Origin of the sequence: Escherichia sp. SCLE84, assembly GCF_012584495.1 — a bacterium.
Classification (GTDB): Bacteria; Pseudomonadota; Gammaproteobacteria; order Enterobacterales; family Enterobacteriaceae; genus ECMA0423.
Map to the genome: position 1 here is coordinate 1,542,326 of NZ_CP051430.1, position 16,292 is coordinate 1,558,617.

General features: G+C 52.9%; 15 protein-coding genes. 9 read left to right on the forward strand and 6 right to left on the reverse strand.

The genetic code is table 11. The features are described from left to right. Nucleotides 1-76: 76 nt before the first annotated feature. Entirely contained in the window at nt 77-1,039 is a 963-nt protein-coding gene (gene ybiB / locus HGD79_RS07705) for a DNA-binding protein YbiB (RefSeq protein WP_000386540.1), read from the reverse strand. Between the two features lie 27 nt (nt 1,040-1,066). Then, nucleotides 1,067-3,217, reverse strand: coding sequence for an ATP-dependent DNA helicase DinG (gene dinG / locus HGD79_RS07710; protein ID WP_001340191.1), 2,151 nt, complete (start codon nt 3,215-3,217; stop codon nt 1,067-1,069). A gap of 119 nt (nt 3,218-3,336) precedes the next feature. Between dinG and ybiA the strand changes: the two genes are divergently transcribed. Continuing rightward, on the forward strand, nt 3,337-3,819 hold the full coding sequence (gene ybiA, locus HGD79_RS07715) for an N-glycosidase YbiA (RefSeq protein ID WP_001145128.1): 483 nt from the start codon (nt 3,337-3,339) through the stop codon (nt 3,817-3,819). Nucleotides 3,820-4,050: 231 nt separating this feature from the next. Here the strand turns inward: ybiA and rhlE are convergent, their stop codons facing one another. Continuing rightward, a complete protein-coding gene (rhlE, locus tag HGD79_RS07720) occupies nt 4,051-5,415 on the reverse strand; it encodes an ATP-dependent RNA helicase RhlE (protein ID WP_000007102.1) in 1,365 nt (454 codons plus the stop codon). A gap of 228 nt (nt 5,416-5,643) precedes the next feature. On the opposite strand from rhlE, the gene cecR reads away from it, so the two are divergent. From cecR to HGD79_RS07745, 5 genes are read left to right on the forward strand one after another with little or no spacing between them, the layout of a single operon-like run. Beyond that, entirely contained in the window at nt 5,644-6,315 is a 672-nt protein-coding gene (gene cecR, locus HGD79_RS07725) for a DNA-binding transcriptional regulator CecR (protein ID WP_001296991.1), read from the forward strand. Between the two features lie 2 nt (nt 6,316-6,317). Beyond that, on the forward strand, nt 6,318-7,313 hold the full coding sequence (gene hlyD, locus HGD79_RS07730) for a secretion protein HlyD (RefSeq protein WP_001296990.1): 996 nt from the start codon (nt 6,318-6,320) through the stop codon (nt 7,311-7,313). Further along, nucleotides 7,306-9,042, forward strand: coding sequence for an ATP-binding cassette domain-containing protein (locus tag HGD79_RS07735; RefSeq protein ID WP_168848349.1), 1,737 nt, complete (start codon nt 7,306-7,308; stop codon nt 9,040-9,042). The genes hlyD and HGD79_RS07735 overlap by 8 nt, the downstream gene beginning before the upstream one ends. Continuing rightward, nucleotides 9,035-10,168, forward strand: a complete 1,134-nt coding sequence (locus HGD79_RS07740; RefSeq protein ID WP_000070131.1) for an ABC transporter permease — start codon at nt 9,035-9,037, stop codon at nt 10,166-10,168. Before HGD79_RS07735 ends, HGD79_RS07740 begins: the two co-directional genes overlap by 8 nt. A gap of 10 nt (nt 10,169-10,178) precedes the next feature. Then, a complete protein-coding gene (locus HGD79_RS07745; protein ID WP_000469031.1) occupies nt 10,179-11,285 on the forward strand; it encodes an ABC transporter permease in 1,107 nt (368 codons plus the stop codon). On the opposite strand, the gene HGD79_RS07750 is transcribed toward HGD79_RS07745, so the two are convergent. Next, entirely contained in the window at nt 11,247-11,657 is a 411-nt protein-coding gene (locus HGD79_RS07750) for a YbhQ family protein (RefSeq protein WP_000871982.1), read from the reverse strand. The two genes, HGD79_RS07745 and HGD79_RS07750, sit on opposite strands and share 39 nt — an antisense overlap. A 132-nt stretch (nt 11,658-11,789) precedes the next feature. Here HGD79_RS07750 and HGD79_RS07755 point away from each other — a divergent pair, with 132 nt between their 5' ends. Genes HGD79_RS07755 through HGD79_RS07765 form a run of 3 tightly spaced genes read left to right on the forward strand, consistent with a single transcriptional unit; the run spans nt 11,790 to nt 14,745 of the window. Next, the gene (locus HGD79_RS07755) at nt 11,790-12,551 is read left to right on the forward strand and encodes an endonuclease/exonuclease/phosphatase family protein (protein WP_001113348.1); all 762 of its coding nucleotides are present in this window, start codon (nt 11,790-11,792) and stop codon (nt 12,549-12,551) included. Continuing rightward, entirely contained in the window at nt 12,548-13,789 is a 1,242-nt protein-coding gene (gene clsB, locus HGD79_RS07760) for a cardiolipin synthase ClsB (RefSeq protein WP_168848350.1), read from the forward strand. The genes HGD79_RS07755 and clsB overlap by 4 nt, the downstream gene beginning before the upstream one ends. After that, entirely contained in the window at nt 13,789-14,745 is a 957-nt protein-coding gene (locus HGD79_RS07765; RefSeq protein ID WP_000045448.1) for a YbhN family protein, read from the forward strand. Before clsB ends, HGD79_RS07765 begins: the two co-directional genes overlap by 1 nt. 35 nt (nt 14,746-14,780) lie before the next feature. Here the strand turns inward: HGD79_RS07765 and HGD79_RS07770 are convergent, their stop codons facing one another. Continuing rightward, on the reverse strand, nt 14,781-15,494 hold the full coding sequence (locus tag HGD79_RS07770; RefSeq protein WP_001088647.1) for a Bax inhibitor-1/YccA family protein: 714 nt from the start codon (nt 15,492-15,494) through the stop codon (nt 14,781-14,783). Between the two features lie 69 nt (nt 15,495-15,563). Next, on the reverse strand, nt 15,564-16,268 hold the full coding sequence (locus tag HGD79_RS07775) for a Bax inhibitor-1 family protein (protein WP_001299026.1): 705 nt from the start codon (nt 16,266-16,268) through the stop codon (nt 15,564-15,566). Nucleotides 16,269-16,292: the final 24 nt, after the last annotated feature.

Consider the following 16,292-nt stretch of genomic DNA (forward strand, 5'->3'; position numbering starts at 1 on the left):
TCAATAAAGATGCAGGAATTTCATATTGCGGTGGGGTAAAAGCCGGATGACATGGCTCATCCGGCTGAGAAAAGAATTAAAATGCCTGATTAACGCGCGCCAGGCCGTCGCTGATAGTTGCCGCTTCACCCGTAGCCACCAGGCAGCAAGCCATCTGGATTTTCAGCGATTCGGGAATCGGTTCGCTGCCAGCAAGGCAACGCTCAATCCACTGCGCCGTGGTTTCCGGATCTTTTGCTTGTGGCAGTAACTCGCTACCAGCAGGGTCCTGTTTTTCATACAGCACCCGCATCCCTTCACGGTCAATGAGATTGATCTGCGGGCAGCGCTGCGGATTAGCATACACTTCACCTTCAGTACCATGCATTAGTAGCGCCCGCCCGCCGATATCGCTAAAGAACTTCGCGACGCGTCCAATGTATTCCGGATGCGAAACGCTGGAAAGACGCAGCGCCTCACCTTCGGCAAATGGCGTCGCCAGTTTCGCCAGGGTATGTGCACTGTTACGCACGCCCATCCGCCAGCGCATCGCCAGTTGTTTTTCCAGCGGCGGGCAAAACGCGCCGACTGGCATAAACACCGGTTGATGTTCGTCGAGCTTCGCCTGCGCCTGCCCGCCGTGCAACGTTGGCGTAATACCCATCAATTCAAAAATGGTTTCAGTCAGCACGCGGGTTGGATCTTCGCTAACCCCGTGAACCACCACAGGAAAACCGAGTTTGTGCAGGAGAATCGCCAACAACGGCGTCAGGTTGGCCTGTTTACGCGCGCCGTTGTAACTGGGGATGACAATCGGCATCGGCTTGCCTGCTGGCGGCGTCAGCTTGATGGTGTGATTTTGCATGGCTTCGTAAAAGCCGAGCATCTCTGCTTCCCCTTCCCCTTTGATACGTAGCGCAATCAATACGCCGCCCAACTCAAGGTCAGGGACTTCACCATTGAGCATATGGGCATACAGACCGCGCGCAGTATCCCGGTCTAAATCGCGCGCGTGGTTTTTCCCGCGCCCGATCTCTTTAATGATTTTGCGATAGTCCATTTACGACTCCTTACCTGACTCACATCATTAACGCCGCCGACGGCGTGGGGATTTCGTTTTTTCTTTCTTTTTAACTATACCTTCAGGGACTTCCGGTTGCTCTATCGGAAATACCGGTAATGCATCCAGTAGTCGCTTGCCATAATTTTTGGTCAGCAAGCGTTTGTCGTAGATAACCACTTCGCCCCAGCAACCGTGGCTTCGAATCAGTCGCCCAACCTGCTGAATCAGGTTAAACGAGGCGCTCGGCAGGCTTTGCACCTCAAACGGATAGCGGTTGAGGCTTTTCAGCCATTCCCCTTCGGTGATCACCACCGGGCTGTCGATGGGCGGAAAAGCGATTTTGTGGATATGCACCTGGCTGAGCAGATCACCTTTCAAATCAAGCCCTTCGGCAAATGACTGTAAGCCCACCAGCACACTACGCTCACCGTTGGCAACGCGTTTGCGGTGCAGTTCAACTAAGCGATAACGCGGCTGATCGCCCTGCACCAGCAGCATCAGGCGTAAATCCGTCACATAGTCGAGAAAGCGCTGCATCGCCCGTCCGCTGGCAAACAGTACCAACATACCGAGATGTTTTTTGCTCTCCACCTGCTTACGGAAAAAGGCCGCCATTTCGGCAATATGCTGCTCTTCGTTGTCGATGGAAGGCTCAACGCGCATCCGGGGAATAACAATTTTGCCCTGTTCGCAGTGGTTAAAGGGGGAATCCAGCGCCACAAAACGGTCGCCCGCTTTCTCTTTCAGACCACTCATCTCCTGCAAACGCGAAAAACTATTCAGCGAACGCAAGGTTGCGGAGGTAACAATAATGTGCGGAATACTGCGCCACAGCAGCCTTTCCAGCTGATCGCTGACACGTATCCCCACGCAGTGAAACCAGAGATGCAGCTGCCCTTCGCGCTCTTCCCGCGTCGCCCATTTGGTCACCGGCGCACCGGAAGATTGCGCCAGAGACGCCAGCCGCCAGAGTTTGCTTTGCGCCTCGAACATCCCCAACGCGCGGTTCATCTGCAAAATCAACCGATGCAGACGCACAATATCGTGGCTGCCGGTTTTCTCACTTAAATCGTTAAGAAATAACTCCGCCAGACCACGCAGCATCTCGGTGAGTTTTGCCAGCCGCTGGCAGATCTCCAGCACTTCATCAGGCAGTTCGCCCATCGCAAAACGGTGCTCTGCCTCCTGCCCGGCAGGCATGTAGAGATTGAGAATGTTGTTTAACGAGGCGATAAGCTCATACAACTCTTCACAATGCGCATTCAAACGTTCAGGGATCGCCAGCGGTGGGATGGTCTTCGGGCGAAACTGCTCCATGCAGGTAGCGACCAGTTTCGTGAACAAGTCCAGCTGTAGTCGATACCAGGGCGCGGTGATTTCGGCACTCATCTCCAGCGCATCCCGGGCCACATCTGGCAGGTGATGACCTTCGTCCAGCACCAGCAGCAGATTTTTCGGGTCAGGTAGTACGGCTTCGCTTTCCATCGCCGCCATCACCAGCGCATGGTTTGCCACCACCACTTCCGCTTCCTGAATCTCCCGACGAGCAACAAAAAACGGGCATTCACGATAGTAGTAACAGTTGCGGTTGAGGCAGCTGGCTTTGTCGGTACTTAAACGACGCCAGAGATCGTCATCTATAGCGATATCAGTATGATCGCGCAGACCATCCCATTTATAAGTGTCGAGATCGCCCTTCAGCTTCGCACAACGTTTTTGCTCTTCCTGATTATTTGGCGTCAGTTCGTCGTCAAGAAACGCCAGCAGATCCTGTTGCGTGGGCTCAGTGCTGGCGAGCGCCGTCAGATTACGCGGGCAAACGTAGCGCCCACGCCCAAAAGCGGCAGTGAATTTAAGATCGGGAATGATCTTTTTCAGCAGCGGTAAATCTTTGCTGTAAATCTGATCCTGCAACGCCACGTTGGCGGTACTCACCACCAGCGTTTTTTGCTCTTCGCGGGCAATGGCGATGCCGGGGATCAAATAGGAGAGCGTTTTCCCAACGCCGGTGGGGGCTTCAATCGCCAGATGCCGCCCTTCTTCTCCGGCCAGCGTTTTGGCGACGTCCGCAATCATCTGCCGCTGCGGCGCACGGGGAATAAAGTCGGGGATCTGTTCCTGAAGCGCCTTATACCAGGCGGCAATTTGCGCTTTAAGCGCGGCGGTTAATGCCATGAGAAAACCTGAAATACTGTATAAACAGCCAATATTGTGGCATTTTTCGGTTTTCAGGGGTAATGGTTTTTCTGTTTCTGGAAAGCGACTCGCAATAACCACCAACATAATGCGGTTTAATGCCCGTTCGAGCACAAAGGATCCAACACGTCATGCAAGACACCATCATAAATTTCTACAGCACCAGCGATGACTACGGTGATTTTTCTAACTTTGCCGCCTGGCCCATCAAGGTTGACGGGAAAACCTGGCCCACCTCAGAACACTATTTTCAGGCACAAAAATTCCTTGATGAAAAATACCGCGAAGAGATCCGTCGGGTTTCTTCCCCTATGGTCGCCGCACGCATGGGGCGCGATCGTTCTAAGCCTCTGCGTAAAAACTGGGAGTCGGTCAAAGAACAGGTGATGCGAAAAGCACTTCGCGCTAAATTCGAACAGCATCCAGAACTGCGTGCGCTCTTGCTGGCAACCGCGCCCGCAAAACTGGTTGAGCATACGGAAAACGATGCTTACTGGGGAGACGGTGGTAATGGTAAGGGCAAGAATCGACTGGGCTACCTTTTAATGGAGTTGCGCGAACAATTGGCTATAGAGAAGTAACGTCTCGGTGGCTTATGGGCGGTAAAACAGATAAATTTTTTCCCGTGTTCTCAAATTGCTGACAAGTGCTTGTTGTGAAATGCCGGATGCGGCGTAAACGCCTTATCCGGCCTACAAAAGCATGCAAATTCAATATATTGCAGAGTTCACGTAGGCCTGATAAGCGTAGCGCATCAGGCAGTTTTGCGTTTGTTCATCAGCCTGATGCCGGGCATAGCCCGGCATAAAAGATTACTGCGCAGCGGTAGGTTTACGCGGACGGCGGCGACGTTGTTGTTCGCCTGCCGGTTTGGCATCGCCGAGGCGGCGAGACGGTTTTTCTGCAGGTTTCGCGCTTGCAGATTTTGCGCCACCTTCCCCACGGCGTGGTTGCTGTTGACCGCGACCACCACCTTGCCCACGACCGCCGCCGCCACGTTGCTGGCGACCGTTCTGGATCGGTTCGGCTTTGATTGACGGGTCCGGCTCATAGCCCGGAATCGCAATGCGCGGGATCTCTTTTTTCAGCAGTTTTTCGATATCACGCAGCAGTTTGTGTTCATCAACACACACCAGCGACAACGCTTCACCGGTAGCAGCCGCACGACCGGTACGCCCGATACGGTGGACATAATCTTCCGGTACGTTTGGCAGTTCATAGTTGACGACGTGCGGCAACTCTTCGATATCCAGACCGCGCGCAGCGATATCGGTCGCCACCAGTACGCGAATGTCACCCGATTTAAAATCAGCCAGCGCACGGGTACGCGCACCTTGCGATTTATTCCCGTGGATCGCCGCACTACGGATGCCATCTTTATTGAGCTGCTCAGCCAGATGGTTAGCGCCGTGTTTGGTACGGGTAAACACCAGCACCTGCTGCCAGTTCCCTTTACCAATCATGTGCGACAGCAATTCGCGTTTGCGTTTCTTATCAACAAAGTGAACGTGCTGGGTCACCTGATCAGACGCGGTATTGCGGCGTGCCACTTCGATTTCCAGCGGGTTGTGCAACAGTTTTTCCGCCAGGGCTTTAATATCGTCAGAGAAGGTCGCAGAGAACAGCAGGTTCTGGCGTTTCGCTGGCAGTTTTGTTAACACGCGACGGATATCGTGGATAAAGCCCATGTCGAGCATGCGGTCAGCTTCATCGAGGACGAGGATTTCAACCTGATCCAGCTTCACTGCATTTTGATGTTCCAGGTCCAGCAAACGTCCCGGTGTTGCCACCAGAACATCAACGCCGCCGCGCAGCTTCATCATTTGCGGGTTAATGCTGACACCGCCAAACACCACCAGCGAACGAATGTTCAAATATTTGCTGTAATCACGGACGTTTTCGCCAATCTGCGCAGCCAGTTCACGGGTCGGGGTAAGAATGAGCGCACGTACCGGACGACGCCCTTTGGCGTGCGGCTGGCGAGTGATCAGGTGTTGCAACAGCGGCAGCGTAAAGCCCGCTGTTTTACCGGTACCGGTCTGGGCGCTAGCCATCAGGTCGCGGCCTTCCAGCACCGCAGGGATCGCCTGCTGCTGAATAGGGGTGGGTTCACGGTAACCCTGCTCGGCAACGGCGCGCAGGATATCAGGGCTTAAACCCAAAGAATCGAAAGACATAACTACTCCGAACCGCCCCGACCGTTACCGGTGTAGTTTTCAGGGAGATACTGAAAAGGAAAATGACAAAAACCACAATGTCATGAGGGAGCGGAGTGTAGCAGTTTTTGTGACGCAGCGCATAAATTATCCCTGTGACTGGCGTAGCTAAAATTCTTAGCCATACTGGACAACTCCCATATGGAGTCATAATCTTAATCAATCATTTGATTAAGAATGGACTGTGCGATGAATAATCCTGCCATGACAATCAAGGGTGAACAGGCGAAAAAACAGCTGATTGCTGCCGCACTGGCGCAGTTTGGTGAATATGGAATGAACGCCACCACCCGCGAGATAGCCGCCCAGGCCGGGCAGAATATCGCTGCCATCACCTACTACTTCGGTTCGAAAGAAGATTTGTACCTCGCCTGCGCCCAGTGGATTGCCGATTTTATTGGCGAGCAGTTCCGTCCGCACGCCGAAGAGGCCGAACGCTTGTTCGCACAACCACAGCCTGATCGCGCAGCCATCCGTGAACTGATCCTTCGCGCCTGCAGGAACATGATTAAGCTGCTCACCCAGGATGACACCGTCAACCTCAGCAAGTTTATCTCCCGTGAGCAGCTCTCTCCCACGGCAGCCTATCACCTGGTGCACGAACAGGTGATTAGCCCGCTACACAGCCACCTGACACGCCTGATTGCCGCCTGGACCGGCTGCGACGCCAACGATACCCGCATGATCCTCCATACTCATGCGTTGATTGGTGAGATTCTGGCGTTCCGTCTTGGCAAAGAAACAATTCTGTTACGTACCGGCTGGACCGCGTTCGATGAAGAAAAGACCGAACTGATCAACCAGACGGTGACCTGTCATATCGACCTGATTTTGCAAGGATTATCGCAAAGGAGTTTGTAGTGATGAAAAAACCTGTCGTGATCGGATTGGCGGTAGTGGTACTTGCCGCCGTGGTTGCCGGAGGCTACTGGTGGTATCAAAGCCGCCAGGATAACGGCCTGACGCTGTATGGCAACGTGGATATTCGTACGGTAAATCTTAGTTTCCGTGTTGGGGGGCGCGTTGAATCGCTGGCGGTGGACGAAGGTGATGCTATCAAAGCGGGCCAGGTGCTGGGCGAACTGGATCACAAGCCGTATGAGATTGCCCTGATGCAGGCGAAAGCGGGCGTCTCGGTGGCACAGGCGCAGTATGATCTGATGCTTGCCGGGTATCGCGATGAAGAAATCGCTCAGGCCGCCGCAGCGGTGAAACAGGCTCAAGCCGCCTATGACTATGCGCAGAACTTCTATAACCGCCAGCAAGGACTGTGGAAAAGCCGCACCATTTCGGCAAATGACCTGGAAAATGCCCGCTCCTCGCGCGACCAGGCACAGGCAACGCTGAAATCAGCACAGGATAAATTGCGTCAGTACCGTTCCGGTAACCGTGAACAGGACATCGCTCAGGCGAAAGCCAGCCTCGAACAGGCGCAGGCGCAACTGGCGCAGGCGGAGCTGAATTTACAGGACTCAACGTTGATAGCACCGTCTGATGGCACGCTGTTAACGCGCGCGGTGGAGCCAGGCACGGTTCTCAATGAAGGTGGCACGGTGTTTACCGTTTCACTAACGCGTCCGGTGTGGGTACGTGCCTATGTTGATGAACGGAATCTTGACCAGGCCCAGCCGGGGCGCAAAGTGCTGCTTTATACCGATGGTCGCCCGGACAAGCCCTATCACGGACAGATTGGTTTCGTTTCGCCGACTGCTGAATTTACCCCGAAAACCGTCGAAACACCGGATCTGCGTACCGACCTCGTCTATCGCCTGCGTATTGTGGTGACCGACGCCGATGATGCGTTACGCCAGGGAATGCCGGTGACGGTGCAATTCGGTAACGAGGCAGGACATGAATGATGCCGTTATCACGCTGAACGGCCTAGAAAAACGCTTTCCGGGCATGGACAAGCCCGCCGTCGCGCCGCTCGATTGTACCATTCACACCGGTTATGTGACGGGGCTGGTGGGGCCGGATGGTGCAGGTAAAACCACGCTAATGCGGATGCTGGCGGGATTACTGAAACCCGACAGCGGCAATGCCACGGTGATTGGCTTTGATCCAATCAAAAACGACGGCGCGCTGCACGCCGTGCTCGGCTATATGCCGCAGAAATTTGGTCTGTATGAAGATCTCACGGTGATGGAGAACCTCAATCTGTACGCGGATTTGCGCAGCGTCACCGGCGAGGCACGTAAGCAAACTTTTGCTCGCCTGCTGGAGTTTACGTCTCTTGGGCCGTTTACCGGACGCCTGGCGGGCAAGCTCTCCGGTGGGATGAAACAAAAACTCGGTCTGGCCTGTACCCTGGTGGGCGAACCGAAAGTGTTGCTGCTCGATGAACCCGGCGTCGGCGTTGACCCTATCTCACGGCGCGAACTGTGGCAGATGGTGCATGAGCTGGCAGGCGAAGGGATGTTAATCCTCTGGAGTACCTCGTATCTCGACGAAGCCGAGCAGTGCCGTGACGTGTTACTGATGAACGAAGGCGAGTTGCTGTATCAGGGGGAACCAAAAGCCCTGACACAAACCATGGCCGGACGCAGTTTTCTGATGACCAGTCCACACGAGGGCAACCGCAAACTATTGCAACGCGCCTTGAAACTGCCACAGGTCAGCGACGGCATGATTCAGGGGAAATCGGTACGTCTGATCCTCAAAAAAGAGGCCACACCAGACGATATTCGCCATGCCGAAGGGATGCCGGAAATCAACATCAACGAAACTACGCCGCGTTTTGAAGATGCGTTTATTGATTTGCTGGGCGGTGCCGGAACCTCGGAATCGCCGCTGGGTGCAATATTGCATACGGTAGAAGGCACACCCGGCGAGACGGTGATCGAAGCGAAAGAACTAACCAAGAAATTTGGTGATTTTGCCGCCACCGATCACGTCAACTTTGCCGTTAAACGAGGGGAGATTTTTGGTCTGCTCGGGCCAAACGGCGCGGGGAAATCGACCACCTTTAAGATGATGTGCGGCTTGCTGGTGCCGACCTCCGGTCAGGCGCTGGTGCTGGGGATGGATCTGAAAGAGAGTTCCGGTAAAGCGCGCCAGCATCTCGGCTATATGGCGCAAAAGTTTTCGCTCTATGGCAACCTGACGGTCGAACAGAATTTACGCTTTTTCTCTGGTGTGTATGGCTTACGCGGTCGGGCGCAGAACGAAAAAATCTCCCGTATGAGCGAGGCATTTGGCCTGAAAAGTATTGCCTCCCACGCCACCGATGAACTGCCATTAGGTTTTAAACAGCGGCTGGCGCTGGCCTGTTCGCTGATGCATGAACCGGATATTCTGTTTCTCGACGAACCGACTTCCGGCGTTGACCCCCTCACCCGCCGTGAATTTTGGCTGCACATCAACAGCATGGTAGAGAAAGGCGTCACGGTGATGGTCACCACCCACTTTATGGATGAAGCGGAATATTGCGACCGCATCGGCCTGGTGTACCGCGGGAAATTAATCGCCAGCGGCACGCCGGACGATTTGAAAGCACAGTCGGCTAACGATGAGCAACCCGATCCCACCATGGAGCAAGCCTTTATTCAGTTGATCCACGACTGGGATAAGGAGCATAGCAATGAGTAACCCGATCCTTTCCTGGCGTCGCGTGCGGGCGCTGTGCGTCAAAGAGACGCGGCAGATCGTTCGCGATCCGAGTAGCTGGCTGATTGCGGTAGTGATCCCGCTGTTGCTGCTGTTTATTTTTGGTTACGGCATTAACCTCGACTCCAGCAAGCTGCGGGTCGGGATTTTACTGGAACAGCGTAGCGAAGCGGCGCTGGATTTCACCCACACCATGACCGGTTCGCCCTACATCGACGCCACCATCAGCGATAACCGTCAGGAACTGATCGCCAAAATGCAGGCGGGGAAAATTCGCGGTCTGGTGGTTATTCCGGTGGATTTTGCGGAACAGATGGAGCGCGCCAACGCCACCGCACCGATTCAGGTGATCACCGACGGCAGTGAGCCGAATACCGCTAACTTTGTACAGGGGTATGTCGAAGGGATCTGGCAGATCTGGCAAATGCAGCGAGCGGAGGACAACGGGCAGACTTTTGAACCGCTTATTGATGTACAAACCCGCTACTGGTTTAACCCGGCGGCGATTAGCCAGCACTTCATTATCCCCGGTGCGGTGACCATTATCATGACGGTCATCGGCGCGATTCTCACCTCGCTGGTGGTGGCGCGAGAATGGGAACGCGGCACCATGGAGGCTCTGCTCTCTACGGAGATTACCCGCACGGAACTGCTGCTGTGTAAGCTGATCCCTTATTACTTTCTCGGGATGCTGGCGATGTTGCTGTGTATGCTGGTGTCAGTGTTTATTCTCGGCGTGCCGTATCGCGGGTCGCTGCTGATTCTGTTTTTTATCTCCAGCCTGTTTTTACTCAGTACCCTGGGGATGGGGCTGCTGATTTCCACGATTACCCGCAACCAGTTCAATGCCGCTCAGGTCGCCCTGAACGCCGCTTTTCTGCCGTCGATTATGCTTTCCGGCTTTATTTTTCAGATCGACAGTATGCCCGCGGTGATCCGCGCGGTGACGTACATTATTCCCGCTCGTTATTTCGTCAGCACCCTGCAAAGCCTGTTCCTCGCCGGGAATATTCCAGTGGTGCTGGTGGTAAACGTGCTGTTTTTGATCGCTTCGGCGGTGATGTTTATCGGCCTGACGTGGCTGAAAACCAAACGTCGGCTGGATTAGGGAGAAGAGCATGTTTCATCGCTTATGGACGTTAATCCGCAAAGAGTTGCAGTCGCTGCTGCGCGAACCGCAAACCCGCGCGATTCTGATTTTACCTGTGCTTATTCAGGTGATTCTGTTCCCGTTCGCCGCCACGCTGGAAGTGACTAACGCCACCATCGCCATCTACGATGAAGATAACGGCGAGCATTCGGTGGAGCTGACCCAACGTTTTGCCCGCGCCAGCGCCTTTACTCATGTGCTGCTGCTGAAAAGCCCACAGGAGATCCGCCCAACCATCGACACACAAAAGGCGTTACTACTGGTGCGTTTCCCGGCTGACTTCTCGCGCAAACTGGATACCTTCCAGACCGCGCCGTTGCAGTTGATCCTCGACGGGCGTAACTCCAACAGTGCGCAAATTGCCGCCAACTACCTGCAACAGATCGTCAAAAATTATCAGCAGGAGCTGCTGGAAGGAAAACCGAAACCTAACAACAGCGAGCTGGTGGTACGCAACTGGTATAACCCGAATCTTGACTACAAATGGTTTGTGGTGCCGTCGCTGATCGCCATGATCACCACTATCGGCGTAATGATCGTCACTTCACTTTCCGTCGCCCGCGAACGTGAACAAGGTACGCTCGATCAGCTACTGGTTTCGCCGCTCACCACCTGGCAGATCTTCATCGGCAAAGCCGTACCGGCGTTAATTGTCGCCACCTTCCAGGCCACCATTGTGCTGGCGATTGGTATCTGGGCGTATCAAATCCCCTTCGCCGGATCGCTGGCGCTGTTCTACTTTACGATGGTGATTTACGGTTTATCGCTGGTGGGATTCGGTCTGTTGATTTCATCACTCTGCTCGACACAACAGCAGGCGTTTATCGGCGTGTTTGTTTTTATGATGCCCGCCATTCTCCTTTCCGGTTACGTTTCTCCGGTGGAAAACATGCCAGTATGGCTGCAAAACCTGACGTGGATTAACCCTATTCGCCACTTTACGGACATTACCAAGCAGATTTATTTGAAGGATGCGAGTCTGGATATTGTGTGGAATAGTTTGTGGCCGCTACTGGTGATAACGGCCACGACAGGGTCAGCGGCGTACGCGATGTTTAGACGTAAGGTGATGTAACTTCTTATCTTTCGCCAGCAAAGACACTACCGCCGGGCCGGCAAGGATTGCCAGCCCTGCAATTGCCAGCAAAAAGTTGTTTTCCAGTACACGGGACAACAGCCACAGCACAATCAGCGCTGCGCCAAAATACCAGGTCGTGGTCAGCTCTTCCAGCACGTCTGCCACCTCACGCCAGCGTTGCTCGGGGTGGCGCTGAAACACCAACATCATCACTACCGTGACACAATACAGTGCGCATAATCCCACGCCGACGTGAACCAGAGTCTTACTCATCCAGCCCACCACCAGCAGCGCCACTACCAGTAAATGCAACATAATCTGCCAGCAACTTAGACCAGTTGCGACACGAACACGTTGTTGCCACTTCATGGCTTCTCTCCTGAAGAATTTATCTCTACTTACTCAGAGTACCGAACTTTACGGAAAATTCCGTAAGACCGCACCTTTTTGTGACGCCGACTACACTATTTCAATGAGATAAGAGGCAAAGACAGGAAAATTATGCCCGATCAAACACAACAATTTTCGTTCAAGGTGCTCACCATCAACATTCACAAAGGTTTTACCGCGTTTAACCGACGCTTCATTTTGCCGGAACTTCGCGACGCGGTGCGTACCGTCAGCGCCGATATTGTTTGCCTGCAGGAAGTGATGGGCGCGCACGAAGTTCATCCGCTGCATGTGGAAAACTGGCCCGATACCTCGCACTACGAGTTTCTCGCCGACACGATGTGGAGCGATTTTGCCTACGGTCGCAATGCCGTATACCCGGAAGGGCATCACGGCAACGCCGTACTGTCGCGTTATCCCATTGAACATTATGAGAATCGCGATGTTTCGGTCGATGGTGCGGAAAAGCGCGGCGTGCTCTACTGCCGCATTGTGCCACCGATGACCGGAAAAGCGATTCATGTGATGTGCGTACATCTGGGCCTGCGTGAGGCGCACCGTCAGGCGCAGCTTGCGATGCTCGCCGAATGGGTGAATGAGCTACCGGACGGCGAACCGGTATTGGTGGCGGGTGATTTCAATGACTGGCGGCAAAAAGCTAATCATCCGTTAAAAGTGCAGGCCGGACTGGATGAGATTTTTACCCGCGCCCACGGACGCCCGGCGCGCACGTTTCCGGTGCAATTTCCTCTACTACGACTGGACAGGATCTACGTCAAAAATGCCAGCGCCAGCGCGCCAACCGCGTTGCCGCTGCGGACATGGCGACACCTTTCTGATCATGCCCCTTTAAGTGCGGAGATTCATTTATGAAATGTAGCTGGCGCGAAGGCAATAAGATCCAGTTGCTGGAAAACGGCGAGCAATATTATCCCGCGGTGTTTAAGGCGATTGGCGAGGCACAAGAACGCATCATTCTTGAAACGTTTATCTGGTTTGAGGATGACGTCGGCAAACAGCTGCATGCGGCACTACTGGCAGCAGCGCAACGCGGGGTTAAAGCGGAAGTCTTGCTGGATGGCTACGGTTCGCCGGATCTCAGCGATGAGTTTGTCAATGAACTGACGGCAGCTGGCGTGGTATTTCGCTACTACGATCCCCGCCCTCGCCTTTTTGGTATGCGCACCAATGTGTTTCGCCGGATGCATCGCAAAATTGTGGTGATCGACGCGCGTATCGCCTTTATTGGCGGGCTGAATTACTCCGCCGAGCATATGTCCAGCTACGGTCCAGAGGCTAAACAGGATTACGCGGTACGCCTTGAAGGGCCGATTGTCGAAGATATTCTCCAGTTTGAGCTGGAAAACCTGCCTGGACAGAGCGCGGCACGACGCTGGTGGCGACGTCATCACAAAGCGGAAGAGAACCGCCAGCCGGGAGAAGCGCAGGTATTGCTGGTCTGGCGCGATAACGAAGAACATCGCGATGATATTGAACGTCACTATCTGAAAATGCTCACTCAGGCGCGGCGAGAAGTCATTATCGCCAACGCCTACTTCTTCCCCGGCTATCGATTTTTACACGCCTTGCGTAAAGCGGCACGGCGCGGGGTGCGGATCAAACTGATCATTCAGGGCGAACCGGATATGCCGATTGTCAGAGTCGGTGCGCGCTTGCTGTATAACTATCTGGTTAAAGGCGGCGTTCAGGTATTTGAGTACCGCCGCTGCCCGCTCCACGGCAAAGTGGCATTGATGGACGATCACTGGGCGACAGTAGGGTCCAGTAATCTCGATCCGCTCAGTTTGTCACTGAATCTCGAAGCAAATGTCATCATCCACGATCGTCATTTTAACCAGACGCTGCGCGATAATCTGAACGGCATTATTGCCGCAGATTGTCAGCAGGTCGATGAGACCATGCTGCCGAAACGCACCTGGTGGAACCTGACCAAAAGCGTGCTGGCGTTCCACTTTTTACGCCACTTCCCGGCGCTGGTTGGCTGGCTTCCGGCACACACACCACGTCTGGCGCAGGTTGATCCGCCCGCACAACCGACAATGGAAACGCAGGATCGGGTAGAAACTGAAAACACGGGGGTAAAACCCTGATGAGTAAATCACACCCGCGCTGGCGCTTAGCAAAGAAGATCCTCACCTGGCTGTTTTTTATCGCGGTGATTGTGTTGCTGGTGGTCTACGCCAAAAAAGTGGACTGGGAAGAGGTCTGGAAGGTCATCCGCGACTACAATCGCGTTGCGCTGCTTAGTGCGGTCGGGCTGGTGGTCGTCAGCTATCTGATTTACGGCTGCTATGACCTGCTCGCCCGCTTTTACTGCGGTCACAAACTGGCGAAGCGCCAGGTGATGCTGGTGTCGTTTATCTGCTACGCCTTCAACCTGACGCTCAGTACCTGGGTCGGCGGCATTGGTATGCGCTATCGTTTGTACTCCCGACTAGGGTTACCGGGCAGCACTATTACGCGGATTTTCTCGCTCAGTATTACCACCAACTGGCTGGGCTATATTTTACTGGCAGGGATTATCTTTACCGCAGGCGTGGTGGAGTTGCCGGATCACTGGTATGTCGATCAAACTACGCTGCGTATTCTCGGCATTGGCTTACTGATGATTATCGCGGTTTATTTGTGGTTTTGCGCTTTCGCGAAGCACCGCCATATGACCATCAAAGGGCAAAAGCTGGTGCTGCCTTCATGGAAATTCGCCCTCGCTCAGATGCTGATTTCCAGCGTTAACTGGATGGTAATGGGGGCGATTATCTGGCTGTTACTTGGTCAAAGCGTGAACTATTTCTTTGTACTGGGCGTGTTACTGGTTAGTAGTATTGCTGGCGTCATCGTGCATATTCCGGCGGGGATCGGTGTGCTGGAAGCGGTGTTTATCGCACTACTGGCTGGGGAGCATACCTCGAAAGGGAGCATTATCGCCGCCCTGCTCGCTTATCGCGTCCTGTATTACTTTATCCCGCTGCTGCTGGCGCTGATCTGTTACCTGCTACTGGAAAGCCAGGCGAAGAAGCTACGGGCGAAAAATGAAGCGGCGATGTGAAGTTTAGTTAAGTTCTTTAGTATCTGCATTTACGACTAATGAAAAAAACGCGTATGCCTTTGCCAGACAAGCGTTATAGCTATCGCGGCAAGTATCCCAAAGAAGCCGATAAAATAGTAATAGAGTGTTAATGCACCTGTAACAGCGCAACGAACCGGACTCCACAACTCTTCACTATGGCATTTCCCCGCCAATTCAAGGAGCTTATTTCGTCCATGCGAGATAATGCCTGACCATAACACAATCATTAAGCAACTTATTACCCAAACGGGTCGTTCACTCATTAATGCGGCATTCATGATGATCACCAGGGCCAACCCTGTCAACGTCATCATAATGATAAAACGGTGAGAACCAGGATCAACATTAAATAATAAACCGGCCAGCATACTGATTAAAAACATCGCGCCCGCAGTGCTGAACACGACGATAATGGCAGGTACAGGAGCTAAACTAGCAACGACAATCGCCACCAAAGAGAGTAAAAATAGATATATTACGCCTGCGATGACGGCATTTATCTTGTTGATATCCTTACTTAAGCCATACATACAAAGTAATAATAATCCTATGGCGACATACATTTGCGGTGAATCATATTTTGTTGCCGTAATTTCGAGATACTTCGCTACCCAGGCCAGTCCTGCGGTTGTCACCAAACCTAAAGCGGTAATGAGCCATATGCTGTTTAATATCCTGGCTTCGTGCTGAAAATCATTAGTTATGTTATTTGCTGAGCGCGAATTCATTATTTTTATATCCTTAAGTTAAATATCATTATCTATTCCAATTAACGCAATAAAACTCGTCAATTCGCACTACCACACTAAACCATTAATAAATTCAAGAACTGTTACAGTAATTCTAAAGAGGACGCTTAAAATACTAAAATAGAGTGTTATTGCCCCAGGAACGATACAGCGAAGAGAACCTGAAATTTCAGAGGTGTCGGCAACACGGATCAAATCTTCCAGTGTTGTTGCTTCACAGGCAGCCGTAATGCCCCAGATAAAGACAGTCAAAATACTCGCTAACCACACGGAAAAACTGCTGGTAAGGATCAGGTTAACAACAAAAGCAATACTCAAACCACAGAAAATATATGAATATAACTGTCTGACTGGTGGGATAACCCTATTACTACAAGAGCAAATCAGCGCCATTGCGGCAAACATCCCTCCCGTAATTCCCATTACCGTCGCTATGCTCGAAAAGGTATAAAGGCTGGCGAAGAGAAAGCCAACAAGAAGGATTATTAGCAGATAGACCAGACATGCGCCTGATACATTCAGTCTTTTCAGGGCGTTGTTTAACCAGAGACCACCTATTATCAGCGCAGCCAAAGCGAAGACAAACGCACCTGGAGACTTTTGTGACGTAACCCAATGCAAATGCTGAAATATCCAGGCACAGCCTGCCGTAGCCCATACTCCAGCTGCTGTTAACCACCAAATGAGAAGCAGCATTTTGCTGAGCGAAGCACTTTTTTGCTGTAATTGAGTAGCAGTGGATTGTCTGTTCAAATGCGTTATCTGTCCCTGAAATTA